25 protein-coding genes and 1 tRNA gene are annotated in these 24,023 nt (G+C 68.9%); 17 read left to right on the top strand and 9 right to left on the bottom strand.

The genetic code is table 11. From position 1 onward, the window contains the following. Positions 1–533 (bottom strand): thiolase family protein (locus AC1DU4_RS22110; protein ID WP_477843489.1); only part of this gene is annotated, 533 nt, incomplete at its 3' end. Between the two features lie 165 nt (positions 534–698). On the opposite strand from AC1DU4_RS22110, the gene AC1DU4_RS22105 reads away from it, so the two are divergent. The 6 genes from AC1DU4_RS22105 to AC1DU4_RS22080 all read left to right on the top strand — a co-directional run bounded on the left by AC1DU4_RS22105 (position 699) and on the right by AC1DU4_RS22080 (position 7,730). Next, positions 699–1,064 (top strand): ArsR/SmtB family transcription factor, encoded by a 366-nt coding sequence (locus tag AC1DU4_RS22105; RefSeq protein ID WP_477843487.1) that lies wholly within the window; start codon positions 699–701, stop codon positions 1,062–1,064. Positions 1,065–1,149: 85 nt separating this feature from the next. Continuing rightward, the gene (locus AC1DU4_RS22100) at positions 1,150–2,031 is read left to right on the top strand and encodes a hypothetical protein (protein ID WP_477843485.1); all 882 of its coding nucleotides are present in this window, start codon (positions 1,150–1,152) and stop codon (positions 2,029–2,031) included. A gap of 56 nt (positions 2,032–2,087) precedes the next feature. Beyond that, positions 2,088–3,989: a phosphoenolpyruvate carboxykinase (GTP) gene (locus AC1DU4_RS22095; RefSeq protein WP_477843483.1), complete on the top strand. Its 1,902-nt coding sequence runs from the start codon at positions 2,088–2,090 to the stop codon at positions 3,987–3,989. Positions 3,990–4,390: 401 nt separating this feature from the next. Continuing rightward, positions 4,391–6,133 (top strand): SulP family inorganic anion transporter, encoded by a 1,743-nt coding sequence (locus AC1DU4_RS22090; RefSeq protein ID WP_477843481.1) that lies wholly within the window; start codon positions 4,391–4,393, stop codon positions 6,131–6,133. Positions 6,134–6,135: 2 nt separating this feature from the next. Continuing rightward, positions 6,136–6,528 (top strand): DUF5313 family protein, encoded by a 393-nt coding sequence (locus AC1DU4_RS22085; RefSeq protein ID WP_477843479.1) that lies wholly within the window; start codon positions 6,136–6,138, stop codon positions 6,526–6,528. A gap of 374 nt (positions 6,529–6,902) precedes the next feature. Beyond that, positions 6,903–7,730 carry an alpha/beta fold hydrolase gene (locus tag AC1DU4_RS22080; RefSeq protein WP_477843477.1) on the top strand — a complete coding sequence of 276 codons (828 nt, stop codon included), beginning with the start codon at positions 6,903–6,905 and terminating at the stop codon, positions 7,728–7,730. On the opposite strand, the gene AC1DU4_RS22075 is transcribed toward AC1DU4_RS22080, so the two are convergent. Beyond that, entirely contained in the window at positions 7,716–8,048 is a 333-nt protein-coding gene (locus tag AC1DU4_RS22075) for a transposase (protein ID WP_477843493.1), read from the bottom strand. The two genes, AC1DU4_RS22080 and AC1DU4_RS22075, sit on opposite strands and share 15 nt — an antisense overlap. A 13-nt stretch (positions 8,049–8,061) precedes the next feature. Beyond that, positions 8,062–8,712: an NAD(P)-dependent oxidoreductase gene (locus AC1DU4_RS22070; RefSeq protein WP_477843475.1), complete on the bottom strand. Its 651-nt coding sequence runs from the start codon at positions 8,710–8,712 to the stop codon at positions 8,062–8,064. A 98-nt stretch (positions 8,713–8,810) separates the two neighbouring features. Between AC1DU4_RS22070 and AC1DU4_RS22065 the strand changes: the two genes are divergently transcribed. Further along, entirely contained in the window at positions 8,811–9,182 is a 372-nt protein-coding gene (locus AC1DU4_RS22065) for a winged helix-turn-helix transcriptional regulator (protein ID WP_477843473.1), read from the top strand. On the opposite strand, the gene AC1DU4_RS22060 is transcribed toward AC1DU4_RS22065, so the two are convergent. From AC1DU4_RS22060 to AC1DU4_RS22050, 3 genes are all read right to left on the bottom strand, one after another. After that, on the bottom strand, positions 9,179–9,697 hold the full coding sequence (locus tag AC1DU4_RS22060; protein WP_072845822.1) for a DUF3145 domain-containing protein: 519 nt from the start codon (positions 9,695–9,697) through the stop codon (positions 9,179–9,181). The genes AC1DU4_RS22065 and AC1DU4_RS22060 overlap by 4 nt on opposite strands. A gap of 150 nt (positions 9,698–9,847) precedes the next feature. Next, positions 9,848–10,663: a serine hydrolase domain-containing protein gene (locus AC1DU4_RS22055; protein WP_477843471.1), complete on the bottom strand. Its 816-nt coding sequence runs from the start codon at positions 10,661–10,663 to the stop codon at positions 9,848–9,850. Between the two features lie 23 nt (positions 10,664–10,686). Continuing rightward, positions 10,687–11,310 (bottom strand): TetR/AcrR family transcriptional regulator, encoded by a 624-nt coding sequence (locus AC1DU4_RS22050; RefSeq protein ID WP_477843469.1) that lies wholly within the window; start codon positions 11,308–11,310, stop codon positions 10,687–10,689. A 116-nt stretch (positions 11,311–11,426) separates the two neighbouring features. Between AC1DU4_RS22050 and AC1DU4_RS22045 the strand changes: the two genes are divergently transcribed. Then, a complete protein-coding gene (locus AC1DU4_RS22045; RefSeq protein WP_477843467.1) occupies positions 11,427–12,314 on the top strand; it encodes an alpha/beta fold hydrolase in 888 nt (295 codons plus the stop codon). 30 nt (positions 12,315–12,344) lie between these two features. Here the strand turns inward: AC1DU4_RS22045 and AC1DU4_RS22040 are convergent, their stop codons facing one another. Together AC1DU4_RS22040 and AC1DU4_RS22035 are read right to left on the bottom strand one after the other, a co-directional pair. After that, a complete protein-coding gene (locus tag AC1DU4_RS22040; RefSeq protein ID WP_477843465.1) occupies positions 12,345–13,472 on the bottom strand; it encodes an NDMA-dependent alcohol dehydrogenase in 1,128 nt (375 codons plus the stop codon). A gap of 337 nt (positions 13,473–13,809) precedes the next feature. After that, positions 13,810–15,024, bottom strand: a complete 1,215-nt coding sequence (locus tag AC1DU4_RS22035) for a cytochrome P450 (RefSeq protein ID WP_477843463.1) — start codon at positions 15,022–15,024, stop codon at positions 13,810–13,812. 248 nt (positions 15,025–15,272) lie between these two features. Here AC1DU4_RS22035 and AC1DU4_RS22030 point away from each other — a divergent pair, with 248 nt between their 5' ends. The 9 genes from AC1DU4_RS22030 to AC1DU4_RS21990 all read left to right on the top strand — a co-directional run bounded on the left by AC1DU4_RS22030 (position 15,273) and on the right by AC1DU4_RS21990 (position 23,652). Beyond that, entirely contained in the window at positions 15,273–15,830 is a 558-nt protein-coding gene (locus AC1DU4_RS22030) for a TetR/AcrR family transcriptional regulator (RefSeq protein ID WP_477843461.1), read from the top strand. Between the two features lie 112 nt (positions 15,831–15,942). Then, positions 15,943–17,043: a ParB/Srx family N-terminal domain-containing protein gene (locus AC1DU4_RS22025; RefSeq protein WP_477843459.1), complete on the top strand. Its 1,101-nt coding sequence runs from the start codon at positions 15,943–15,945 to the stop codon at positions 17,041–17,043. A 150-nt stretch (positions 17,044–17,193) separates the two neighbouring features. Further along, positions 17,194–17,526 carry an HNH endonuclease gene (locus tag AC1DU4_RS22020; protein ID WP_477843491.1) on the top strand — a complete coding sequence of 111 codons (333 nt, stop codon included), beginning with the start codon at positions 17,194–17,196 and terminating at the stop codon, positions 17,524–17,526. A 203-nt stretch (positions 17,527–17,729) separates the two neighbouring features. Continuing rightward, the gene (locus AC1DU4_RS22015; protein WP_477843458.1) at positions 17,730–19,799 is read left to right on the top strand and encodes a trypsin-like serine peptidase; all 2,070 of its coding nucleotides are present in this window, start codon (positions 17,730–17,732) and stop codon (positions 19,797–19,799) included. 212 nt (positions 19,800–20,011) lie between these two features. Beyond that, positions 20,012–21,601, top strand: coding sequence for a M15 family metallopeptidase (locus tag AC1DU4_RS22010; protein WP_477843456.1), 1,590 nt, complete (start codon positions 20,012–20,014; stop codon positions 21,599–21,601). 2 nt (positions 21,602–21,603) lie between these two features. Then, positions 21,604–22,356 (top strand): alpha/beta fold hydrolase, encoded by a 753-nt coding sequence (locus AC1DU4_RS22005; RefSeq protein WP_477843454.1) that lies wholly within the window; start codon positions 21,604–21,606, stop codon positions 22,354–22,356. Further along, positions 22,356–22,580 carry a hypothetical protein gene (locus tag AC1DU4_RS22000; protein WP_477843452.1) on the top strand — a complete coding sequence of 75 codons (225 nt, stop codon included), beginning with the start codon at positions 22,356–22,358 and terminating at the stop codon, positions 22,578–22,580. The genes AC1DU4_RS22005 and AC1DU4_RS22000 overlap by 1 nt, the downstream gene beginning before the upstream one ends. Before the next feature lie 293 nt (positions 22,581–22,873). Continuing rightward, positions 22,874–23,146 (top strand): hypothetical protein, encoded by a 273-nt coding sequence (locus AC1DU4_RS21995; protein ID WP_477843450.1) that lies wholly within the window; start codon positions 22,874–22,876, stop codon positions 23,144–23,146. 65 nt (positions 23,147–23,211) lie between these two features. Next, positions 23,212–23,652, top strand: coding sequence for a hypothetical protein (locus AC1DU4_RS21990; protein ID WP_477843448.1), 441 nt, complete (start codon positions 23,212–23,214; stop codon positions 23,650–23,652). Between the two features lie 90 nt (positions 23,653–23,742). Here the strand turns inward: AC1DU4_RS21990 and AC1DU4_RS21985 are convergent. After that, positions 23,743–23,816, bottom strand: a tRNA-Ile gene (locus tag AC1DU4_RS21985). Between the last annotated feature and the right edge of the window lie 207 nt (positions 23,817–24,023).

The raw sequence follows: 24,023 nt of genomic DNA, 5'->3' as shown, positions 1-24,023 counted from the left end.
TGCTTGGCCAGCGCCTGCGAGCGGACGCCGAGCTCCTCGATGTCCGCACGGGTGATGCCGCGACGCTTCGCGATCCGCTCGGCGGCCTCGAACTGGTTGGGCATGTCGATGTCCCACGACGCGGGCCGACGCGGGCCGGCCTCGGTGCCGACGTTGGCGCCGAGCGGGACCTGGCTCATCTGCTCGACGCCGCAGGCGACGCCGATGTCGATGGCGCCGGTGGCGATCAGCCCGGCGATCAGGTGGTTGGCCTGCTGCGCGCTGCCGCACTGGCAGTCGATGGTGGTGGCGCCGGTCTGCCACGGCAGGCCCGCAGCCAGCCAGGCCACCCGAGTGACGTTGTTGGACTGTGCGCCCGCCTGGGTGACGCAGCCGCCGATGGCCTGCTCGACGAGGAGGGGGTCGATGCCCGCCCGCTCGAGAAGTCCGACCTGAACCGCGCCGAGGGTCTCCGCCGCGTGCAGGCCGGACAGCCAACCCCCTCGCTTGCCGATCGGGGTACGGACTGCCTCGACGATTACTGGTGTGCCCATGGCGAACGACCTCTCGAAGATGAACCCAAACTAGAACCCGTTCTTCATATCAGCTGCCATCACCAAATTGCTAAGATTCGCAAGTAGCGTTCGGGTTGTGGAATGATCGCGGCGAGGCACGATGTCGTGGGCACACGGCCCCAACGGAGAACGACAGGAGGCGCCATGGTTGCGAACTCGCGCCAACCGCTATATCAGATGAAAGCGGACTTCTTCAAGACGTTGGGGCACCCGGCGCGCATCCGGGTCTTGGAATTGTTGAGCGAGCGTGATCACGCCGTCTCGGAGATGCTGCCCGAGGTTGGGATCGAGCCCGCGAATCTGTCACAGCAGCTGTCGATCCTGCGACGCGCCGGACTCGTCACTGCCAGGCGCGAAGGCCTGTCGGTCACCTATGCACTGACCTCACCGAAAGTCGCGGACCTGTTGGCGACTGCCAGGGGGATCCTCACGGGCGTCGTCGCGGGCCAGGCCGAGTTGCTCGAAGATCTACCGGAGTCCGCTGCACTGGTGGGCGACTCGGCAGGCTGAGCAAGTGTCCCACCGGACGGGTCTACGCGGAACTATTGATTGCAGAATTTCTTAAATGCTTATCTTGCACGAATGGATGAACAGGGTGACCGACAAGGATGAACGCCGCGGCGCTCGCGGGCTCACGGACAGCGAAAGACTGCTGCTTCTGGGGATCGACGCTGCCGTGGTAACGGTCGGCGAGGCCCGAAGTGGGCGTTCTCGGACCGCAACGCAGCGCTCACCGTGGACCGCAATGGAGCGATACACGGGCCTGATCCGAAGTCGGACACCGATCCGTGTGCTGCGGCTGCCAATGACCATGAGTGACTCGACAGCCGTCGCAACACGGATCGTCTCACTCGCACCCCGTGTGTCGATTGCATTCGTGACTGGTCTCAGCGCCCAGGAGTCCTCACTGGTCAAAGGCGAAGTAGTTGCTCGCGGCGGACCCTTGGTTCTCACCGAACTCGACGCAGTCACCGCCGCGCTGGCGGCGACGACGATCTCCCTACTTCGGCGCCAAGGTGCCGCACCCCGTTCTGGGCGTGTCGTGGTCAATGGTCCCGAGAATGCGCCCCTGCTGGGCCCGATCCTGATGAACAGCGGTATCGGACAGATCACCAACTGGCACGGCGGGGATGCGCAGGCCTTCCCACTACGACGATTGATGGAACAGAACGACGTTCTGATCGATCTCGCCGGAACGGCCTCCGAAGCCGATGCCCCCGGCCGCACCGTGCGCTACCCCGCGGACCCATTCACGTTGGGGCAACTGGTGGTGCCAGGTTTGCTCAGCGCGCTGTGCGGGCACCAGGCGCGAGAGGTGACCATCGAGGTCATTGCCGCCGCCGCCCGGGCGCTGGCGCTGACCACGCCGGCCGGGCAGGCACTACCCGGACCCGACGACGGTCTCGTCACTCGTGCGATCGCCCGCCAGGTCGGCCGTGTCTTCGCTCAGGTCACCGACCGCAGCCAGCACCCGTAGCGGCGCTGCAGGGCTTCACCCGCACCGCATTCGACGACTTTCGTGAGGAGAACACCGTGACCACACCCGCGACCGGCATCGGGGCCGCCCCGACAATGCACGAGGAGATCGTGTCCTGGGTCGCCGAGATGGCCGACCTCACCCGCCCCGACTCCGTGGTGTGGTGCGACGGATCCACCGGCGAGTGGGACCGCCTGACGACACAACTGGTCGACAAGGGGACCTTCGTCCGCCTCGAGGGCAAGCCGAACTCCTTCTGGTGCGTCTCCGACCCGGAGGACGTGGCACGAGTGGAGGACCGGACCTTCATCTGCTCCCGCCTCGAGGCCGATGCAGGGCCGACGAACAACTGGATGGACCCCGTCGACATGAAGACGGTGATGGCCGAGCACTACCGCGGGGCGATGGCCGGCCGCACGATGTATGTCATCGCGTTCTGCATGGGACCGCTCGACGCGGCGCAGCCGAAGTTCGGTGTCCAGGTCACCGACTCGGAGTACGTCGCCGTCTCCATGCAGATCATGACCCGCTCCGGGGCCGCGGTGTGGGACAAGGTCACCGCCGGAACCGAAGTCGTCAAGTGCCTCCACTCCGTCGGGGCCCCGCTCTACCCGGGCCAGGCCGACTCCACCTGGCCGTGCGATGACACCAAGTACATCTCCCACTTCCCGGAAGAGCGGATGATCTGGAGCTACGGCTCCGGCTACGGCGGCAACGCGCTTCTCGGCAAGAAGTGCTACTCGCTTCGGATCGCCTCGAAGATGGCCAAGGACGAGGGCTGGCTGGCCGAGCACATGCTCATCCTCAAGCTCACCTCCCCCGAGAACAAGGTGTACTACGTCGCGGCGGCGTTCCCCTCCTCCTGCGGTAAGACCAACCTCGCGATGCTCGAGCCCACCCTCGACGGGTGGACCGCCGAGACCGTCGGCGACGACATCGCCTGGATGCGCTTCGGCGAGGACGGACGCCTGTACGCGGTCAACCCCGAGGCGGGGTTCTTCGGCGTCGCCCCCGGCACCGGACTCCACACGAACCCGCACGCGATGGCCACCATCGAGCGGGGCAACTCGATCTTCACCAACGTCGCACTCACCGATGACGGAGACGTGTGGTGGGAAGGGATGACCGACGCGCCGCCGGCCCACCTGACCGACTGGCGGCGCCGGGACTGGACCCCGGCATCGGGTGAGCGGGCGGCGCACCCGAACTCGCGGTACTGCACCCCGATCGCGCAGTGCCCCACCGTCGCCCCCGAATGGAACGACCCGGCCGGGGTGCCGATCTCGGCGATCTTCTTCGGCGGGCGCCGCGCCACGACTGTGCCCCTGGTGACCGAGTCTCTGAGCTGGCAGCACGGGGTGTTCCTCGCCTCGACCCTGTCCTCGGAGACCACCGCCGCCGCGACGGGCGAAGTCGGGCTCGTGCGCCGTGACCCGATGGCGATGCTGCCGTTCCTGGGCTATCACGTCGGTGACTACTTTGCACATTGGCTCGACATCGGGGCGAAGGCGGATCCGGCCAAGTTGCCGAAGATCTTCTATGTCAACTGGTTCCGGCGCGGCGACGCCGACGAGTTCCTGTGGCCAGGGTTCGGGGAGAACTCCCGGATCCTCAAATGGGCGTTGGCTCGAGTCGAGGGAAAGGGTGCGGCCAACTTGACGCCGATCGGTAACGTCCCGCCGATCGACGCACTCGATCTCACGGGCATGAAGTTCGACCACACCAAGATCGCGGCGGCCCTGGAGGTCGACGACGGCGAGTGGATCGACGAGACACGCCTGATCGACGAGTGGTACGCCACCATTGGCGGCAACACCCTGCCCGACGTCCTGCGCGAAGAACTCGGCGCCCTCAAGCTCCGACTCGCCGCCCCAACCCTTTCCGGCCCCTATCCGGGCAAACCCGCCACCGCACGGGACGATGACTTCCATCGCGTGCGTATCCGTCGCGAAGGCTGACCGGCCCCACCATCCAGGGGCGGAGCGCGCAACGTCGATCTACCCTGCGCTCCGCGTCTTCCCGGGCCCGGACCCGAGGAGAGGGATCGCCCTCCTCGGGTCCGGGCCACCTCTTCCGCCGGCCCGGCTGGCCTTCCCCTCAGCAGGCCCGGCCGGTGGAACAGAACGGTTTGCCGGTGCCGACGACGACCAGCACTTCGACTCCACAGCGCGGACAGGAGTCGTCGCCGGCCCGCAGTGCGGAGGTTCGGCACAGGAAGCCGCAGTCCGAGCATCGCAATATCTGTCCACGAAGTCGGCTGAACGGTGTTACACGCATCATCTAACCTTCCATCGTTGCTAGTTGCTAACCTTAGCAATTAGCAACCTGGAGAGGTTGTTCCTATCCGAGGAAGCTGCACATGTCAGAACTGGGGGACCCGAACGGGCCCACGACAACAACTGGCCTCGCCGGTGGTCGCCTCAGCGGCGCATTACGGTCTGTCGCCGAACTACTGCCCCGGTGGAGCGAGTGGAAGCCCGCGCTCGGCGCCCCCGGCGCCGACTTGCTCTCGGGTCTCATCGTCGCGCTGGTCGCGCTGCCACTGGCATTGGGCTTCGGCATCAGCTCCGGCCTGGGGGCCGCCGCAGGTCTGACCACAGCCGTCGTTGCCGGCGCTGTGGCCGCGGTGTTCGGCGGCTCCCGCTTCCAGGTGTCCGGTCCGACCGGTGCGATGACAGTGGTCCTGGTTCCCATCGTCGCCCAGTACGGGCCGACGGGCGTGCTTGCAGTCGGTCTGATCGCCGGGGTGATGCTCGTCGCGCTGGCGTTCGCCGGTATCGGCCGGGCCGTGCGCTACATGCCGGCCCCCGTCATCGAGGGATTCACCGCCGGCATCGCGGTCGTCATCGCCCTCCAACAGGTCCCGGCTGCCCTGGGAATACAGGGAGCCGAGGGCGAAAAGGTGTGGCAGAGCGCGTTCGACGCGGTGCGCCGATTCGTGGAGAGCCCGTCGACCCTGACGCCGGTGATCGCGCTGGTGGTGGCCGTCGCGATCCTCGTCGGCGGACGCTACTTCCCGAGGGTCCCGTTCTCGCTCGTCGCGGTGGCCACCGTGACCGTCGTCGCGCAGCTCTTCGACATGGACATCGCGCGCATCGGCGCCATCCCGTCCGGTTTCTCCGCGCCGACACTGAGCTTTCTTCACCTGGGCGACCTCACGTCCCTGATTGCGCCGGCGCTCGCCGTGGCGGCACTGGCGGCGCTCGAATCACTGCTGTCGGCGACCGCGGCGGATTCGATGGGCGTCGGGACCAGGCACAACCCCGACCGGGAACTGTTCGGGCAGGGGCTGGCGAATATCGCCGCACCCCTGTTCGGAGGCGTGCCGGCCACCGGCGCCATCGCGCGGACCGCGGTCAATGTCCGCTCCGGTGCCCGCACGAGGCTCGCGGCGCTGACCCACGCGCTCATCCTCGCCGCGATCGTGTACCTGGCCGCCGGGCTGGTCGCCGAGATCCCCCTCGCCGCGCTCGCCGGAGTCCTGCTGGCCACGACCGTCCGGATGGTCGAGACCGCCTCCATCCTCGCCATCGCCCGCGCCACCCGCGCCGACACGGTGGTGATGATCGCGACGTTCCTCGTCACCGTCGTGTTCGACCTGGTCACCGCGGTCGCCGTCGGTGTCGGATTCGCCGCGATCCTCGCGCTGCGGGCGGTCGCCAGGTCAGCGCGGATCGAGCAGGTGCCCCTCGAGAACGACGATCACTTCACCGAAGAACACGAATTGCTGCGCGAGCACATCGTCGCCTACCGCATCGACGGCGCCCTGTTCTTCGCCGCCGCACACCGATTCCTCCTCGAACTCGCCGAGGTCTCCGACGTGAAGGTGGTGATCCTGCGCATGTCGCGGGTCACCGCCCTCGACGCCACTGGCGCCATCGTCCTCAAGGACGCCATCACCAAACTCGAACACCGCCACATCAGCGTGCTCATCTCCGGAATCAAACCCGAGCACCTGCGCCCCCTCGAAGCCCTCGGCGTGTTCACCACCACAGACAGCGAGGACCGGCACATCTTCGAGACCACCCCACGCGCGATCAGCTACGCCCGAATGCTTGTCCTGCCCGAAAGTCACTACACCTCCACGAGCAACGAGGACTGACCATGCCAGCCACCACTTCCGGCAACACGCCGTCAACGCGCCAACATGTCGGCTACCTCGCCGGCCGAACCCTGCCGGCCGACCTGCACGACTGGGTCGTCAAGGACATCACCGGACCCGGCGCCACCCGCCGCTACGTGATCCGCTGCCTGGTCCCTCTCGTCCCGATCCTCGCGGCCCTGCTGTTCATCCCCGGTCCATGGCTCATCCGAATCAGCATGGTCCTTCTGCTGTTTCTGCCGTTCGCCTACTTCCTGTTCGCCCTGAAGAACATCTACCTGCGTCACCGCCTCGTCAGCCACGGACTCGAGCCTGAGCTCCTCGTCAGGCACAGGCAACCGCGGATCGACAAGGAACGCGAGGAGTACGAGGCCCGGTACCGGGCGGCCGACTAGCAGGACCAGCGAATGATCGTGAGTGCATCCACGATCTGCGGCACGGGTCCTTCGCCGGGAGTTCAACTTTCCGTTTGGATCCTTCGGCGGACATGGCCGAACAGGCCGAACTGGCGCCCCCAAAGCCCGACACATGACAAAGGACTGACAGGTGAACCACACACCAGAAGCAGCAGCGGAGAACGCCCGCAGCGGCGGCGCTCATCGCCGCGAAGACGACGCACCGCCGAGCGCCCCTCTGCACGATCGCCCTGGTCGGCACGCTCGGATCGACCCACCGGCGCAGCCGCAAGAGCCCCTCCGCATCGAACGAGAACAGCCACGAGGCGCCACGAGGCGCCCCACCGTGTGACCGACGAAAGGACCACTCACGCATGCCCATCGCCACCCTCAACGGAATCCGACTCAACTACAACGTCACCGGCACCGGGCCGCTGGTTGTTCTGGTGATGGGGTCCGGTAGCCCCGGCCGCGTCTGGAACACCTACCAAGTGCCGGCCTTGGTGAAAGCCGGATTCCGGGTCGTCACCTTCGACAACCGCGGCATCGCGCCGTCGGACGAAGGCGCCGACGACATGAGCATCGACGATCTGGCGGCCGATACAGCTGCGCTGATCGAATACCTCGACGGTGCGCCGGCGCACGTCGTCGGCATTTCGATGGGAGCACGCGTGGTCCAAGAACTTGCCCTTGCCCGCCCCGACCTCGTCTCCAGAGCCGTCGTGCTCGCCGCCACCGGACGACCCCATCCGATCGAAAGCACACTGAATCTGGGGCGCCAGGGCCTCCACGACCAGGCGGTGGAACTGCCACCGAAATATGCCGCAGCAGTGAACGCGCTCCTGCACCTGTCTCCTCGGACACTCGAGGACCCCGCCAAGGCGCAGGAATGGCTCGACATCTTCGAATTTTCCGCTGCGCCTCGAACCACTGCGGGGGTGCGCGCCCAACTCGGAATGGACCGATCACGCAACCGGCTCGAGGACTATTCACGCATCGTCGTCCCCACCATGGTCATCGGCTTCGCCGACGACCGGATGACACCACCCGCATACGGCCGCGAGGTCGCCCACGCCATCCCCGGTGCTCGATACGAAGAGATCGCCGACTGCGGCCACTACGGATACCTCGAGCGGCCCGACGAGATCAACCGTCTGCTCGTAGAATTCCTGGCCGGCGCCGGGCCGTCAACAACGAGATGAGCTCCATCGCTCCGCCCAGGACCGGCGAGACACGGGCCGGCCGACGTCGACGCCTCGGCCGTCTCCCCTCACCGGAGCGTCCCCGGCGAGGCCGCCGTGATTTCGCTCGGCATTGGCGGGGAGCCTTGCCAGGATCGTGTCCCAGGTCCCGTCACCGGCGTAGCGGCGGTGACATTTCCAGATCGACTGCCGCGGACCGAATTCGGCTGGCACGTCACGCCAGGGAATGCCGGCGCGGTACCGGTGGACGCTGCCCTCGAAGACCCGACGGCCGTCGCCAAACGGACGCCCGCTCCGGCTGTCGGAGGACGGGAGCATCGGCCGGTCGCGCTCAGCCGACGGCAACCAGCTCCCTGCGGCGGCCCGTGCGCTCGGCCTCGTCGACCAGGGCGACCGCGAGGTCGGCGTACGAAAAGGCCGGTGCACCCCCCTCGTTCCCGAGCACCGCGGTGCCCCCGATCCGGTAGCGACCCGTGCGCTCGGCGGCCTCGTCGAGGGCGATCGGCGGCGGGGCCAGCATCACCCAGTCCAGTCGGCTGTCGACGGTCCGCAGCACCTCGAGTTCCGCGACGTGGCCCAGTGAGAAATCCCGGGCCGGCGCGGGAAACTCCGGGTCGTCCAGCACCCGGACACCGGGCGCGGTCTCGAGCATCGTGCCGATCCCGAGGGTCACCAGCCGACCGGTCCCGGCGCGGCCGAGGCCGTCGACGAGGGCCCGGGCGGCGGCGACGTAGAACTCCGTCGACGGGACGTCCATGCGCGCCGCGGCGCTGATCGCGACGTCGTGGCCGGCCGCGAGCTCGGCCACGCTGTCGGCACTGGTGACGTCCCCGGGCCGCACCTTCACGCCGGCCGGCCCGGAGTGCGGGGACCGGTCGAGGTCGCGGACCACGGCGGTGACCCGGTGACCGCGCGCGGCCGCCTCCTCGACCGCGCGACGCCCGGCACGACCGGCGGCACCGAAGATGATGATCCTGCTCATGTGGGGCTCCGTTCGACGGGGCCGGCACGATCGCCGGCCGATGCCGCGAAGGTAGCGAGGAGGGTGCCGGTTACCGCAACGATAGTTACGCTGACCAGGTGAGCAATCGACTCGAGCGGGACATGTTCGCGGACTGCGCCTCGGGCCCGGCGCCGATCCGGATCGGCGACAAGTGGACCTCGCGGATCATCGCGTGCCTGCGCGAGGCTCCCCGCCGGTTCTCGGAACTGCAGGTGCCGCTGCACATGGTCAGCCCGAAGGTGCTCACCGAATCGCTTCGGGCGATGGAGCGCGACGGAATGCTCACCCGGACGGCGTATCCGGAGATCCCGCCGCGCGTCGAGTACGAGCTCACCGCGCTCGGGCGGTCGCTGTTCGAGCCGATGGCGGCGGCCTGCGCGTGGAGCCGCGAGCACCAGGACGCGGTCCGCGACGCCCGGGCCGCGCACGAGTTGCGGGCCGGCGCCTAACCGACGTCGCGGTGCAGCCAGGTGACCTCCGCGCCCTCGCCGCCGCTGCGGTAGGGCTCGAGCTCAGTGTCCCAGTCGGAGCCGAGTGCGACATCGAGTTCCGACGCCAGGTCGCCGGTGTCCCGGTGCGCGGCGATGATGGCCCGGAGCCGCATCTCGCCGAGGATGACGTCGCCGTTGGCGCTCATCGACCCGTGCCAGAGCCCTAGTCCCGGTACATGACTGAATCTTTCGCCGTCCACGCCCTCGCTGGCGTCCTCGGTCACCTCGAACCTCAGCATCGGCCAGGGTCGCAGCGCGTTGACCAGCCTGGCGCCCGTGCCGACCGGCCCCGTCCAGTTGCTGGTCGCGCGCAGCAGTCCTGGCGAGGCGGGCTGGGAGGACCACTTGAGATTGGCCCGGCAGTCCAGGGTCGCGGTCAGCGCCCACTCGACGTGCGGGCATACGGCCGCGGGCGAAGAGTGCACGTGCAGTACACCATTCGTGCCTTCAGCGAACTGATTCAACGCGTGCACGGGATACCTCCAGCTTCGACGAGGGACGTCTTCCCCAACGACCTCGAGTCGGCTCCACGCGCTTTCGAGGTATCAGTGTGCACCAGGGGCCAGCTTTACGCATCACGAACAAACAACCGGCAGTTACCCGACGGTCCGGCGCCTTCTCGGCTACGGTCCGGACGCCTCCGCGAGCACCGCGTCGCTCAGCGGCGGCCAGGCCTGCTTCGCCCAGTCCCCGAACGGCTTGTCCGCCAGCGCCACACACGCGAGCGACCGCGCGGGGTCGACCCACAGGAAGGTGCCGGACTGTCCGAAGTGCCCGTAGGTGGCGGGCGAGTTCGCGGCGCCGGTCCAGTGCGGTGCCTTGCCGCCCTTGATCTCGAACCCGAGCCCCCAGTCGTTGGGCCGCTGCGAGCCGTAGCCCGGCAGCAGGCCGTCGAGTCCGGGGAACTGGACCGCGGTCGCGTCGGCGGCGGTCTGCTCGGAGAGCAGGGTCGGGCGCAGCAGTTCGCGGGCGAAGCGGGACAGGTCGTCGACCGTGGAGCGGGCGCCGTGCCCGGCCGGGCCGTCGAGCGTGGACGCGGTCATGCCCAGCGGCGCGAACACCGCCTCGCGCAGGTACTCGGGGAACTCGATCCCGCTCTCGGCGGCGACCAGGTCCGCGAGCACCTCGAAGCCGGCGCTGGAGTAGATCCGCTTGGCGCCGGGCGCGGCCGCCACCACGTTCTCGCCGAACGCGAGGCCGGAGGCGTGCGCGAGCAGGTGCCGCACCGTGGATCCGGGCGGTCCGGCGGGCTGGTCGAGCTCGACGGCGCCCTCCTCGACGGCGACGAGCACCGCGTATGCCACCAGCGGCTTGGTCACCGACGCCAGGGCGAACACCCTGTCCTGCTCCCCCGCCACCCCGATCGGGCCGTCCGGTCCGATCACCGCCGCGGCGGCATGGTCGACGGGCCACTGGGCGATCGCATTGAGGCTCTGCACCCGGCCAGCCTACGAGACCGCCCTCAGCCCTCCGCCAGCCTGGCCAGCCCTGCCGCCAGCGCCGGATCCGCACCCGAGGCCGACTGGAGTGCGGCCAGGAACGTGCCGGCCAGCACCTGCTCGAGCGTCACCCGCTCGACGTCCGCGCTCGCCAGCCACCGCAGGCACGCGGCCTTCTCGAACGCCAGGCAGCCCTCGATCACCATGACCGCGATCTCGCTCGGCGCATCGATGCCGAGCGAATCGAGAATCAGTTCGAACGAGGCCGCGTCCACTCGCAGCCCGAGTTCGGCGAGGCCCGAACTCCCACCGGCCCGCATCAAGGCCTGCCACCCGACGCTGTGCAACTGCACGTGATCGAGGTAGGCCCCGAGCCCGGCCGTCAGCCGGCCGAGCAGGGGCCCGTCGCCGGTCACCGCGGTCAGGTCCGCAATCATCTTGTCCGCCGCGGACTCCATCGCCGCAAAGACGAGCGCGTCCTTACCGCCGAAGTAGTGGTACAGCAGCCCGACGGACACCCCGGCCTCCGCCGAGATCTCCTGCACGGAAAGCCGTTCCGGCTCCCGGGTGGACAGCGCACGCAGGGTCGCCTCGATCAGCTCGGCGCGACGCTGCCCGGTCGTCAGCCGGGTGCGTTGCTCGGGCATCGGCGCCCTCCCCTCGGTCGCGCTCACTCTAGGTCTCGAACGCTATTGAAATGGCGTTCAACAGAGGCTACCGTCGAGGTTGCTATTGAATCCACTTTCAATACAGGGAGCCCGACATGACGCAGAGCGGCACCAACCTGGAAACTGAACGCTGGATCGAGACCACCGCGGGCCCGGTGCATCTGCGCGAGGTCGGCGCCCCGACCGGCAGCCCGCTGCTGTTCGTGCACGGCGCGCTCGTCGACAGTCACCTCTGGGACGGCGTCGCCGACCGGGCCGCCGCCCTCGGATACCGATGCCTGATGCCGACGCTGCCCCTCGGCTCGCACACCCGGCCGATGAACCCCGACGCCGATCTGAACCCACCCGCACTGGCCGACCTCGCCGCCGAGGTGGTCGGGCAGCTCGGTCTCTGCCGGGTCACGGTGGTGGGCAACGACACCGGCGGCGGCCTGAGCCAGATCCTGACCGCCCGGCATCCCGACCTCGTGCGGACGCTGATCCTCACCGCCTGCGACGCCTACGAACAGTTTCCGCCCCGGTCGCTGCGCGTCTTCTTCGCGCTCGGCCGGGCACCCGGCGCCCTCGCCCTCGGTGGGCAGCTCATGCGGACGCGGGCGGCACGACGCTTCGCGATTCCCCGGCCGCTCAGCCACCGCGGGGTCAGCGACGGGGTGATCGCCGGTTGGACCCGACCGTTGCGGGACCGGATGGTGCGCCGGGACACCGTCAAGTTCATGGCGGGGATCGATGCCTCGCACACCCTGGCCGCCGCGCAGCAGCTGCGCACCTTCACCGGCGGGGCGTTGCTCGTCTGGGGCGCCGACGACCGCGTCTTCGGCCTCGACCTGGGCCGCAGGCTGGCAGCCGACATCCCGGACGCTCGGCTCGAGATCCTCGACGACTGCGGCGCCTTCGTCCCCGTCGACGCGCCGGATCGGGTCGCCGGGCTCATCGACGAGTGGGTGTCCGGCAACGACGACGGCGCCGGGCCGCTCGAATGAGCTGCCCGGCGCCGTCGAGTGGTGCGAGGTCTAGCGGTCCGCGTCGGTGTACTTGATGACGCCGCGGAGGTTCTTGCCGTCCAGCATGTCCTGGTAGCCCTCGTTGATCTGCTCGAGGCTGTAGGTGTTGGAGATCATGTCCTGCAGGTTCAGCTGACCGGACTTGTACAGGTCGAGCAGCATCGGGATCTCGTGACGCGGGTTGGCGCCACCGAAGACGTTGCCCTTGAGCGTCTTCTGCAGCATCGCGAAGAGGAAGAGGTTCATCTTCACGTCCATGTCGGACATGTTGCCCATGGAGGTCACGACGCAGGTGCCGGCCTTGGCGGTCAGAGTCAGCGCCGGGTCCACCAGCGCGCCGTCCATCTCGCCCATGGTCAGGATGACCTTCTGGCACATCTTGCCCCAGGTCAGCTCCATGACCGGGACGATGGCCTCCTCGAGGCTCGCGTAAGCGTGGGTGGCACCGAACTTGAGGGCCTGCTCGCGCTTGAACGGGACCGGGTCGATGGCGATGACGTGGCGTGCACCCGAGACGACCGCGCCCTGCAGCGCGGCCATGCCGACGCCGCCGACGCCGACGATCGCGACGGAGTCACCGGGACGAACCTGCGCGACATTGGTCGCCGAGCCCCAACCCGTCGTCGTGCCGCAGCCGACGAGCGCGGCGACCTCGAACGGGATGTGCTCGTCGATCTTGACCGCGGAGAACTCGTGCACGGTCATGTACGGCGCGAACGTGCCGAGCAGGGACATCGGGATGACGTTCTGGCCGCGGGCCTGGATGCGGAAGGAGCCGTCGGAGATGGACTCGCCGGTGAGCAGGCCCATGCCGAGGTCGCAGAGGTTCTGGTGACCCTGCGTACACGGGTCACAGGCGCCACAGGCCGGGATGAAGGACAGGACGACGTGGTCGCCCTCCTTCAGCCTCTTGACGCCCGGGCCGACCTTGGTGACGACACCCGCACCCTCGTGCCCGGCCAGGACCGGGAAGGACGGCAGCGGGGTGGCGCCGGTGACGAGGTGGTAGTCGGAGTGGCACATCCCGGCCGCCTCCATGCGGATCTGAACCTCGCCCTCCCGCGGATCACCGAGTTCAATCTCCTCGACCGAGAACGGCTCGTTCAGTCCCCACAACAGCGCGCCTTTAGTCTTCATCTTCGTTCTGGCCTTTCGTCCGCGTCAGCTTGTCGTGATCGAGGTGACGGTGATCACACGGCACACGATAGCCGGAATCCGGCCAAATTGGAACACGTTCTAGGCGAATTTCGTATCAGGGTGAAACGAAGAAGGAAACACGCAGTTCAACGGGGGTGCACCCGCCGAACTTCCGGCGCGTCGGCAGCCCGCGGAGGGCGGATTCCGGCCTTGAACTGGACGCTCGTTCGTCAGCCTCGCACATCGTGCAGATGATGAACACACTCGTGGGCGAGGTACCGCGCAAGGGACTCCACGGTGAAGGCGGCCCCACGGTACGAACCGCCCCGGCGCCGCGTCAGCCGATCTGCAGCGGCAGGCTGTGGTGCCGCCGCACGAAGATGCTGGGCACCCAGGCCGCATCGCCGGCGAGCCCGACGTCGGCGCTGCGGTCGAGGAGCAGGGTGATCGCCGCGAGCGCCTCCATCCGCGCCAGCGCCGACCCGACGCAGAAGTGCGCGCCCTTGCCGAAGGCCAGGTGCGAGCGGATGCTCGGCCGGTCGAGGACGATCTCGTCCGGACGCTCGAACCGCGCCGGGTCCCGGTTCGCGGCGCCCCACAGCAGCAGCAGGTGACTGCCGGCCGGCAGCGCGACCCCGCCGAGGGTGGCGTCGGAGACGACGTGCCGGTGGTGCGCGCGGAACGGCGACTCCAGCCGCAGCGCCTCGTCGAGGAAGGCGTCGACCAGCGCGGGCTCGGCTCGCAGCCGCGCCTGCACCTCCGGGCGGGTGGCGAGCAGTCGCGCGGCGCTGGCGATCAGCCCCGCCGTCGACTCGCCGCCGGCGCCGACCAGCTGGATCAGGATCAGGACCGCGACGTCGTCGGTGAGCTCCCCGGCCCGGCAGGCGGCCGCGAGCACGCCCATGAGGTCGTCGCGTGGGTCCGCCTGGGCCGCGACGAAGTGGGTGTGCAGGTAGCCGGCGAGCTCCACGGACGAGGCGACGAGCTGGCCGAGCCGGTCCCCCGTGACCACCCCGCCGAGCAGTTCGGTGCTGTCGTACGCCCAGGCCAGCAGCTGCGGCACGTCCTGCTCGGGCAGGCCGACGAGGTGCGCGATCAGCGCCAGCGGCAGCTTGTCGGCCATGTCGGCGGCGTAGTCGATCCGGCCGTCGCGCAGTCCCTCGGCCCACAACCGGTCGGCCAGCAGGTCGACGGTCGGCCCGAGCGCCCGGATCCGCTTGCCGAGGGTGTGCAGCACCAGCTTGCGGTGACGGCCGTGGGTGGGGTCGTCGGCGGTGGCCAGCACGTGCACGGCCCGCCCGCCGCCGTCCATGTCGAAGGTGACCGGCGGCCCGTCCGGCTGCTGGACGAGGACGCCGGTCAGGTTCGACGAGAAGTCCTCGACGCGGGCGGTCGCCTCGCTGACGAGTTCCCAGGTGGAGGCGAGGTAGAAGTCGGTGCCCGGGACGCGGTGGACGGGCGAGCTCTCGCGCAGCGACCGGTACAGCGGGTTCGGGTCGTCGAGGTTCGCCGGGTCGAAGATGTCGATCCCGTCGAGCGGCAACGCGGTCATCGGCGACTCCCAGCAGTAGTAGAACCCGTTACAGATTCACCACCGTCCACCCTCGCCGCAGCCCTGTCAAGCAGGGAAAACAGGCCGAGATCGACGCCCGAGCGCCGGCGGGGCCCGGCGTCTCAGCGGCCCGGCGGCGCCCCGTCCCGCCGCTGCTCAGCGCCGCGCCGGCCGGCGCCGCGCCTAGACTCACCCGCAATCTCGTCTCAAATGTGAGACGGACGTGAGACGGAGAATCGGGGGCCCTGGTGGACGAGTCGCACCGTCGGCAGGACTGGCTGGGCACGGACCCGCGGCGCGCGGCCGCGATCGCGCGGATCCGGGGCGCCGCCGCCGAACTGTTCCTCGAGCGCGGCCTCGACCAGGTCAGCGTGGAGGACGTCGCGGCGCGGGCGGGATGCTCCCGCGCCACCCTCTACCGGTACGTCGGCGGCAAGTCCGCCCTGGTGGGCGGGGTGGTCGCGGCCGCCGCGGAGACGGTGGCCGAGCGGGTCGCCGCCGCGGTGGCGCCGCTGACCGGGTCGCGGCGGATCGTCGAGGCGATCCTGGTCTCGGTGGCGGCGGTGCGCGCGGACCCGGCGCTGGCCGCCTGGTTCGCCCACTCCGGACCCGGACGCGGCGACGACTACCTGGCGTCGTCGCCGGACCTCGGCCGGATCGCCACCGCGCTGACGGGCATCGCGCCCGACGACGACGCCGCTCAGTGGATCGTGCGGGTGGTGATGTCGCTGCTGGCGCTGCCCGCGGCCGACCCGGCCGTCGAGCGGCGGATCGTCGAGCGGTTCGTCGAACCCGCGTTCCGGTAGCGCCGACCGTTCACGGGACCGTCGACGGCGGTCCACCCGCGGTCGGCCGCCCGGCCACCGGGGCAGATCAAGGTGACTCGCACTTCCCCGTCGACCAGGAGATCACCCACCCATGCCCCTCACCCCACGCAGCGCGTTCACGACGCTTGCCGCGTTTGTGCTCGTCGGCGCCGGCACCCTCGGCGCCACCGGGACCGCACTCGCCGGACCCGACCTGAACGCGCCCACCTGCGGGCCCTCCGCGGGCAGCCTGTCCCACCTGCTCCCCAACGGTTCGTCGAGCGGGTCGGCCGCGGGCTTCTCCGACTCCCCCTACCGCTGCGCCGAGGCCGGCGACCTCATCGACGTCCGGATCGGCGACGTGCGCGCCACCCAGCCTTCGCTCGGGTACGACGAGGTGTACTACAAGCTCGGTCGGTACACCCTCGGCAAGGACCCGATCAACAAGAAGTTCGACGACTGGTGCGAGGCGAACGGTCAGGTCGAGGCGGTGTCGGCGACCCCGGCCGCCAAGATCTCCGACCCGGGGTCGTTCGCCTGCGAGCTGCCGGTCGGCCAGGAGACGGCCGAGTCCATCGCGCCGATGAAGACCGTCGTGGTCGGTCCCGCCGGCAAGCTCTACCTGACCGACGGCCACCACACGCTGACCTCCTTCTACGAGACCGAGGGTCCCGACGTGCGCGTGCGGTTGCGCGTGCTCGGCAACCTGAGCGCCCTGTCCGGCAACGCCTTCTGGGCCGAGATGCAGAAGAACGGGTGGGTCTGGAACCGCGACGTCGACGGCAAGGAGGTCCCGGTCGCCGGCCTCCCCGCCGGGGTGGGCCTGGCCAACTTCGCCGACGACCGGTACCGCAGCCTCATGTACTTCGCCCGGGACATCGGCTTCACCGCCGGGACCATCCCGTTCCAGGAGTTCTACTGGGGCGCATGGCTGCGCGACACCCAGGCCGCCGACCTGAGCGGCTGGAACCCGCGCGAGACCGCCAGCTACCTCGACACCGTCAAGCGGGTCACCAAGGCGCAGACGGCCCTTCCGGCCGGCGCCCTGGTCGACGGCGGATTCACGGCCGGCCAGCTCGGCGCGCTGGCGGCGTGGAACGACGGCAAGGCCGAGGACAAGGGCGAGTTCGCCAAGCTGTCCAAGCCGTACTCCGACGGCAAGCCCGGCAAGATCGCCTACGCGCTGGAATACAAGGCGGCGCACGGGAAGTAGGCGCCGTCGCCGCCCGAGAATCGGCGGTGTCCACCTGACGACGAAGGCCCCGGAGCGATGCGCCGGGGCCTTCGCCATGCCCAGCGACGGTAGAGTGCGGCCATGGCGATCAGCCGCAAGTCCAGGTACGCGCGGCGACGCAAGCGGCGGATGGACCTCGTCGAGCACGACCTCACCGCCCCGCAGTGGACCGCGCTGCAGGAGGCGTGGAACGGCTGCGCCTACTGCGGCGCCCAGGACCAACCGCTACAGCGCGACTGCGTCCTGCCGATCTCGCGAGGCGGCCGCTACACGCTGGGCAACATCGTGCCGGCCTGCGCCTCGTGCAACTCCAGCAAGTGCAACGGCGAGGTCACGGCCTGGATGCGCCGCAAGGGACACGACGAGAAGGCCTTCCTGCTACGGCTTCACGAGATCGGCTCGGCAATGGAGGCGCTCTTCCCGAGTCCGCCGGACGACGATCCGCAGCCGCAACCGAATTGACCGGCGGGGCGGGCGGGGCTCGAACCCGCGGCCGACCCCTGTGGCGGCCGGTCTTTGAGTAGACGACTACTCGCGACATCCAATCGCCACCCTGGGACACTCTGAGGTAGCACTTGCCCATGCGCTGAATATTGACGTAACCCGTTGTAACACCACACCAAAGGTCACCGCCACATCACTTCTGCCTCCCGTGGGAGGGGACGATGAACGAGCACGAACAGCTCCGGACGGCGTGGTTGGAGCAGGCCAGGGCGGCCGCGAGGCGTTACGGCCAGTCGGAGGCGAAGCGTGAGGACATCGAGCGGCGACGCGATGCCAAAGACAGTCCCGTCGTCGACTCCGCCGAGCAGATCATCGCCCGTGCGGAGCGGCTGGTGGTCACGGGCGAGGTGCCGGTCGAGGCCCTGATCGCGCTCGGTCGCGCCGAACCCGTCGACGGGATTTCCGCGCTGGAGCGGATCATCGGGGCCAGCAACGAGCTCCAGGCGGCCAGCTTCCTGGCCCGCGGTGCCCGCGCGGCAACCACGGTCGCGCGGATCTCCCTGACCGACGGTGGCCGTGAGATCCCGTTGGGCACAGGGTTCCTGGTTTCGCCGAGACTGCTCATGACCAACAACCACGTACTTCCCGACGAGGACGCCGCGGGCAGGGCGATTGCCGAATTCGGTGCTGAGACGACGATCGACAACACACCCGGCACCCCCGTGCGGTTCGGTTTCGATCCCGACTTCTTCGTGACTGACAAGCACCTGGACTTCACCCTCGTGCTCGTCCGTCCCCACCCCGACGGCAGGCCCCCTGGGGATGTCGTCGGCTGGTGGAACCGCCTGAACGTGCGACAGGGGAAGATCGTCATCGGCGAGGCGATGAACATCGTCGGCCATCCCATGGGCCGGCTCAAGGAGATCGGGATCCGAAACAACCAGCTCGATCTGCAGCTGGATCACTTCCTGCACTATTCGACCGACACCGAGCCGGGAAACTCAGGCTCCCCGGTCTACAACGACCAGTGKGACGTGGTGGCACTGCACCACTCCGGGGTGCCGCGCACCGACGAACACGGACAGATTCTGCGGCGCGACGGCACACCCTGGCAGCGAGGCGACGGCGACGACACGATCGCCTGGGCCTCCAACGAGGGGGCACGGATCAGCGTCATCCTCCGCCACCTGGCAGGACTGGAGCCCGACGCGCGCTCTCGGGAACTCCTTGCCGAACTCGGTCCGGACTCCGGACTAGCCGTCGCCCCAGCGGTTCTCGGCCCCGAGCCCGCACCAGCGGCAGCCCGGCCGGAGGCGGCGGCGCCCGCGTCCGCGACGTCGCGTGAGGTCACCGGTGTTCGCCGGGGCGTCGCCGCCCGGCCGGGTGCCTTCGGCGGGGGCCGTCACCTGCTGTTCCTGCACGGCCGCGGGCAGCAGGGGCGCGATCCCGAAGTACTGCGCCGGGACTGGGCCGCCGGGCTCAACAAGGGGCTCACCCTTGCCGGGGTCGGCCCGATCGATCCGGCCGATGCGTACTTCCCGTTCTACGGCGACCGGCTGGCCGACCTGCTGCGGCCCCAGGAGAGCGTCATCCTCTCCCCGGACATCCTGGCGGTCGACCACGCCGAGGCGATGGCGCCGATCACGCCGTCGGCCCGCCGGCTGTACGAACGGATCCTCGAGGACGCGTCGGCCGTTGCCGGCCTGCCCGCCGACGACCAGCAACCGGAAGACCCCGCCGCGCAGGAAGGGCTCGGCTCCTTCGCCGGCGGGATCGTGAGCAAGCTGCAGCGGCAGCTCAGCTGGCTCGCCGCCCGCAGCGACCTGGACGAGCTCGTCATCGCCCAGGTCTTCCGGGACGTCGCGACGTACCTCTCCGACGAGCAGATCCGTCAGGACGTACTCGGCTGCGTCCTCGAGACCGTCCCCGTCTCCGGACGGCTCGCCCTGGTCAGCCACAGCCTCGGCACCGTCGTCGCGATGGACCTGCTCACCCGACTCGCCCCCGCGCTCGACGTCGCCGTTCTCGTCACCGCCGGCAGCCCGCTGGGTCTGGACGCGGTGCATGACAAGCTGCTGGTCCGGGGACCCAACCGGCCCGAACGTGTCGGCCATTGGCTCAACGCCTGGTCCGCCGTCGACCCGATCACGATCGGATGCCCGCTGCGCAACACCTGGAAGGGCCAGCTCCAGGAGTTCCCTGTCGACAACCCCAAGGAGCGGGCGCACAGCATCGCCGAGTACCTCGCCCACCCGGCGGTCGCCAAAACGATCCACGGCGTCATCGCCTGAACGCCTGCATCAGGTCACTCAACACGCGAACTCCACGAAAGGAGATGCCACCACTGCCGCACCGCGCAGGAAACCCGTTTTGCGACCAAGGAAGTTGTCATGGCTTCACGTCGCCTCTGAACTGGCGGTACACGAGCAGACCTGCAATTCGGCCACCAGCGGGGTCGGAGTCGCCAACTCTCCGGTCAGCGAACGCAGGAGGAGTGAGTGAGATGGGCTTTCGGACTTATCGGGGCAACAGCCTCTCGGAGAACGGCTGGCGGATCTGCGACACCGCTGAGATCGTCAGACCGCTGGTCCCGGGCACAGACAACGTGCGCCCGGAGGTGCGCCGCGGCGTCGCGGCGACGATCCTGATCGCCTGGTGCGCGCTCTGGCACCGGCGCGTCTGGCGGATCGACACCTACCGGCCCCGCGACTACTGGGGATTCAGCTGGGACAACGACATTCCCGACAGCAATCACCTCAGCGGCACCGCGGTGGACCTGAACGCCACCCGGCTGCCCTGGAAGATTCCCGCGGCCGTCAACATGCCCGCGGACAAGATCGCCGCGGTCCGGCAGATGCTCGCGGACTTCGAGGGAACGGTCTTCTGGGGGGAGGACTGGAACACCAAGGACCCGATGCACACCCAGATCCGATACCCCGAGGGCGACCCGCGCCTGGCCGCCTTTGCCACCCGACTCGAGTCAGGCCATCTCGGGGTGTACCCGCCGCCCGACCCGGACGCCTTCCCGCTGCCCGCCGGCTACTACTACGGACCGCTCGACGGGCYCCCGGAGTCGATCAGCGGCCTGTACGCCACCGACGCCCAGTCCTGGAAGGACGGGCTGAAGCGATGGCAATTGGCCTGCGGCATCGCGGCGACCGGAGTCTGGGACACCGACACCGCCCGCGCCGCGCGGGCACTGCAGGTGGCCAACGGCTGGCCGGTCAGCGGGTTCGTATACGAGGGCGAATGGAACGTGGTCATCCGTCACGGCCAACGTCCCGACCTCGGGACGCCCCCGCCCCCGCCGCCGGCCGCGCGCGGCACGATCTGGGCCGACGTCTCGCAGTACCAGATCGCGCCGGTGGACGACTCCTACCCGCGCGAAATCTTCTGCTTCCGATCCAACAGCGGCGACCGGCGGGACACCAAGTTCCCCGCCAACTACAACTGGGCGGTGCGCGCCTGCGACGACGGCCGACTGAGTTTCTTCATCGTCTACTGGTTCTTCCGGCCCGGTCAGGCGAACATCGACCTGCTGCGCGACCTGGTCACCCAGCGGGGCGGACCGCACCCGCGGATGATCGTCATGGCCGACGTCGAGGACGCCAACGGCGCGATCACCGGGGACCAGTCGGCCGAGGTCAACGACGAGATACGTCGGGCCCGCGCATGGCTCGGCGACAAACGGGTCATCGGCTACTGGAATCCGGTGTCCAACGCGGACCTGTGGCGCACGCGTCCGGCCGGACTTCGACTGGTCACCCCCAGCTACGGCCGCGAGCCGGGATCGCCGAAGATCAAGCCGGAGGGATACTTCGCGCACCAGTACACCGACAACGGGCCGTGCCCGCCGTTCGGTCGCTGCGACCTGAACTACGCCGACATGACCCTCCCCGAGCTCGAGGACATGCTGGGCCTGGCCCGCCCTGCGCTCGGCCGCGAGGGCTACCTCCGCCCCGCCGACCAACCCGACGATCGACTCGGGCACGCGCTGTCCACGCCCGCAGTGGCCGAGCAGAACAACAAGCTGCTCCGCGCGCTGTGCACGAAGCTCGGCGTCGAGGTCGACGAGGCATTGCGACAGGATTGACGATGATCACCGTCCTGACTTGCCGAGGCATCGCGGAGCCGCTCGAGAACAACATGCTCACCAACACCACGACCCACCTCGATCCCACCCGATTCACCGCCCGGGAGGTGCCGTGGGAAGCCAGCTACGGGCCCCATCCCGACCCAGGCGGTTCTTCGTTCGACCAGGCCTTGGCCGACGGTCGGGCACTGCTGCTCGAGATGATCACTGACGATCCCAACCCCGTCGTGCTGCTGGGATACTCAGGCGGCGCCGCACTCGCAGGCAACGTCGGCGCCGAGGTCTCGCGCGGCCTGCATCCCGACCTGGACGTACGTGGCGTCGGCCTGATCGCCGACCCGCTACGGCCCGAATCCGCCGGGCTGCCCGGCTGGGGCATCGCCGGACGACGCCCGATCAGCGGCCCGCTGCCGACCTGGCAGGTCGCCGACCCCCGTGACGTCATCTGCTGCTGCCCCGCCAACTCTCCCCTGCGCACCATCGCCGACCAGTCCGCGGCGTTCTCGCTGGCCGATCCGCGGGCCTGGGTGGCGGACCTGCTGGACCGGCTGCGCACCCGACGATGGCAGGCGGTGCTGGTCCAGTGGTGGCATCCCTGGACGGTCTGGCACCAGTACTCCCGCGCCATTGACGACGTCGAGGGCTACCTACACCGCGAGGACCACACCAGTTACGCGACACGCCGCGCGCCCGGCTCCGACCGCACCTACTGCGCGATCCTCGCCGACCGAGTCGACGACATCTCCCTCTACTGATGTTGTCCCGAGTTCGTTCGCGGCTCGCCCTGATCCGCTCCTCACCAAGTCCACGCGGAATCTTCAGCGCTGCACTGGGTATGGGCATCTTCTGCGCCTTCGCCTCGATGATTGTCGACTCCGAGGACTGGATGCAGGCTGGCGGCGTCTTCAACACCATCTTCACCGCGCTCGTCGGCCTGACCGGCACCGCCGTCGGTTACTACTTCTCCAAGAGCCAGTAGCCCCTCGACCACCGGAATCGGCGGCAATCCACCCAAACCATCTGATCGGTCGTCACGAAATCCGCAACCTTCCTCCCCCGCAGTGACGGACTCTGCGCCGGCCACGTCCCGCGAAGTCGGGGCCTCGACATCCGAGCAGACGGCGTGGTCGGCGCCACCCACCGTCGGAGACCGGGTACGGACGCCTGGGCCTCGGCCCACTACGGGCGACCCATTCGTAGTTGGCCCGACGACGAGGGAACCGACGACGACGATGTCCCCGGATCCGGGAACCGAGAGCGCGGTTCCGCCCGATGAGTGAAGTGTCTCCACCCACACCGGCCGTCGCGGTGGAGTCGACTGTCGCGGTGGACAAGTGGATAGGCGTGGTCGCGGGTGTCGTTGCGCCCACCACCGTAATCACCGGGTTGTGCTACTACTTCGGCTTCGTCTCCGCGCGCGCGTATTTCGGCTACTTCGGTGTCGACACGGAGTCTTTCGAGTACTCCACGGCGGACTACGTGCTGCGCAGCGTGGCGTTCTCTATCCAACTCTCGTGGTTCTGCTGGCAGTGGGAGCGTTGTTGATCGTGGCGGGATCCGGGGCATTGACTGCCCTCCGATCGGGGGACTCACCGCTTTCCGCCACCCGCATGGAGCGGTCCACATGGCTGTTCGCGGGTGCCGCGATCGTGCTGGCACTGTTCTGGCTGACGAACATCTTCGCCACCGAGTACGGACATCATCAGGCACAGAAGACCGCGGGCGACCTCTGGGACAAGGAGACCGTGGTGGTGCTCGACACCACCGAGCCCCTGTTCGCACCTCCGAACCTGGTACAGGAGACTCCACTCGGTTCGCGACCGGGCCAGCGGTTCACGTACCGGTACGAGTGCCTTCGGACCCTCGTAGTCCGCCCCKACCGCTGGGTGCTGCTCCCCGCCCGGTGGACCGTCGAGAACGGATATGCGCTGATCGTTCCGATCGATGATTCCGCACGTATCAGCCTGACGAAGCTGGACGGGCTCTCCGACAACAAGGAGGCCACGAAATGGGATGCGAAATGGCAGTGCCCCGAGGTCGCCCCGTTCTGAAGGCAATATTCGAACTGCCGTCACGGTCGTGACACCACCGACGCCCCGACTTCAAGTGACTTCATGGACACGATTGGTCACCCTTACAAGTGGGGCGGGCGGGGCTCGAACCCGCGACCAATGGATTATGAGTCCACGGCTCTAACCGACTGAGCTACCGCCCCAATTCCGCGCGGGCGACGCCGGCGGACTGCAGAGCAGAATGCTACCGGCCCCCGCGACGCGCACGAGCGGAGGGTGCAGTAACCCATCCGGACGTACGATGGGCGCGACCGCCCACCGGGCAGGTGATCCTCGTCACATCCCAACCTACAGCCCGATTCGGGCGAACCCCCGACACCAAAGAAGCCGCCCACCAGGTGATCCTGGTG

The sequence above is a fragment of the Rhodococcus sp. P4_F5 genome (assembly GCF_056401315.1).
Note: the sequence above shows the minus strand (reverse complement) of the source record. Positions and strands in the feature narration are given on the sequence as shown.

What these genes read in the sequence shown, in the direction of transcription:
- AC1DU4_RS22045 (WP_477843467.1), top strand. Translation starts at nt 11,427, where the DNA reads ATGACGCAGAGCGGCACCAACCTGGAAACTGAACGCTGGATCGAGACC.
- AC1DU4_RS22070 (WP_477843475.1), bottom strand. Translation starts at nt 8,712, where the DNA reads ATGAGCAGGATCATCATCTTCGGTGCCGCCGGTCGTGCCGGGCGTCGC.
- AC1DU4_RS22025 (WP_477843459.1), top strand. Translation starts at nt 15,943, where the DNA reads ATGCCCCTCACCCCACGCAGCGCGTTCACGACGCTTGCCGCGTTTGTG.
- AC1DU4_RS21995 (WP_477843450.1), top strand. Translation starts at nt 22,874, where the DNA reads ATGAGTGAAGTGTCTCCACCCACACCGGCCGTCGCGGTGGAGTCGACT.
- AC1DU4_RS22040 (WP_477843465.1), bottom strand. Translation starts at nt 13,472, where the DNA reads ATGAAGACTAAAGGCGCGCTGTTGTGGGGACTGAACGAGCCGTTCTCG.
- AC1DU4_RS22080 (WP_477843477.1), top strand. Translation starts at nt 6,903, where the DNA reads ATGCCCATCGCCACCCTCAACGGAATCCGACTCAACTACAACGTCACC.
- AC1DU4_RS22075 (WP_477843493.1), bottom strand. Translation starts at nt 8,048, where the DNA reads ATGCTCCCGTCCTCCGACAGCCGGAGCGGGCGTCCGTTTGGCGACGGC.
- AC1DU4_RS22090 (WP_477843481.1), top strand. Translation starts at nt 4,391, where the DNA reads ATGTCAGAACTGGGGGACCCGAACGGGCCCACGACAACAACTGGCCTC.
- AC1DU4_RS22085 (WP_477843479.1), top strand. Translation starts at nt 6,136, where the DNA reads ATGCCAGCCACCACTTCCGGCAACACGCCGTCAACGCGCCAACATGTC.
- AC1DU4_RS22020 (WP_477843491.1), top strand. Translation starts at nt 17,194, where the DNA reads ATGGACCTCGTCGAGCACGACCTCACCGCCCCGCAGTGGACCGCGCTG.
- AC1DU4_RS22005 (WP_477843454.1), top strand. Translation starts at nt 21,604, where the DNA reads ATGATCACCGTCCTGACTTGCCGAGGCATCGCGGAGCCGCTCGAGAAC.
- AC1DU4_RS22050 (WP_477843469.1), bottom strand. Translation starts at nt 11,310, where the DNA reads ATGCCCGAGCAACGCACCCGGCTGACGACCGGGCAGCGTCGCGCCGAG.
- AC1DU4_RS22035 (WP_477843463.1), bottom strand. Translation starts at nt 15,024, where the DNA reads ATGACCGCGTTGCCGCTCGACGGGATCGACATCTTCGACCCGGCGAAC.
- AC1DU4_RS22000 (WP_477843452.1), top strand. Translation starts at nt 22,356, where the DNA reads ATGTTGTCCCGAGTTCGTTCGCGGCTCGCCCTGATCCGCTCCTCACCA.
- AC1DU4_RS22105 (WP_477843487.1), top strand. Translation starts at nt 699, where the DNA reads ATGGTTGCGAACTCGCGCCAACCGCTATATCAGATGAAAGCGGACTTC.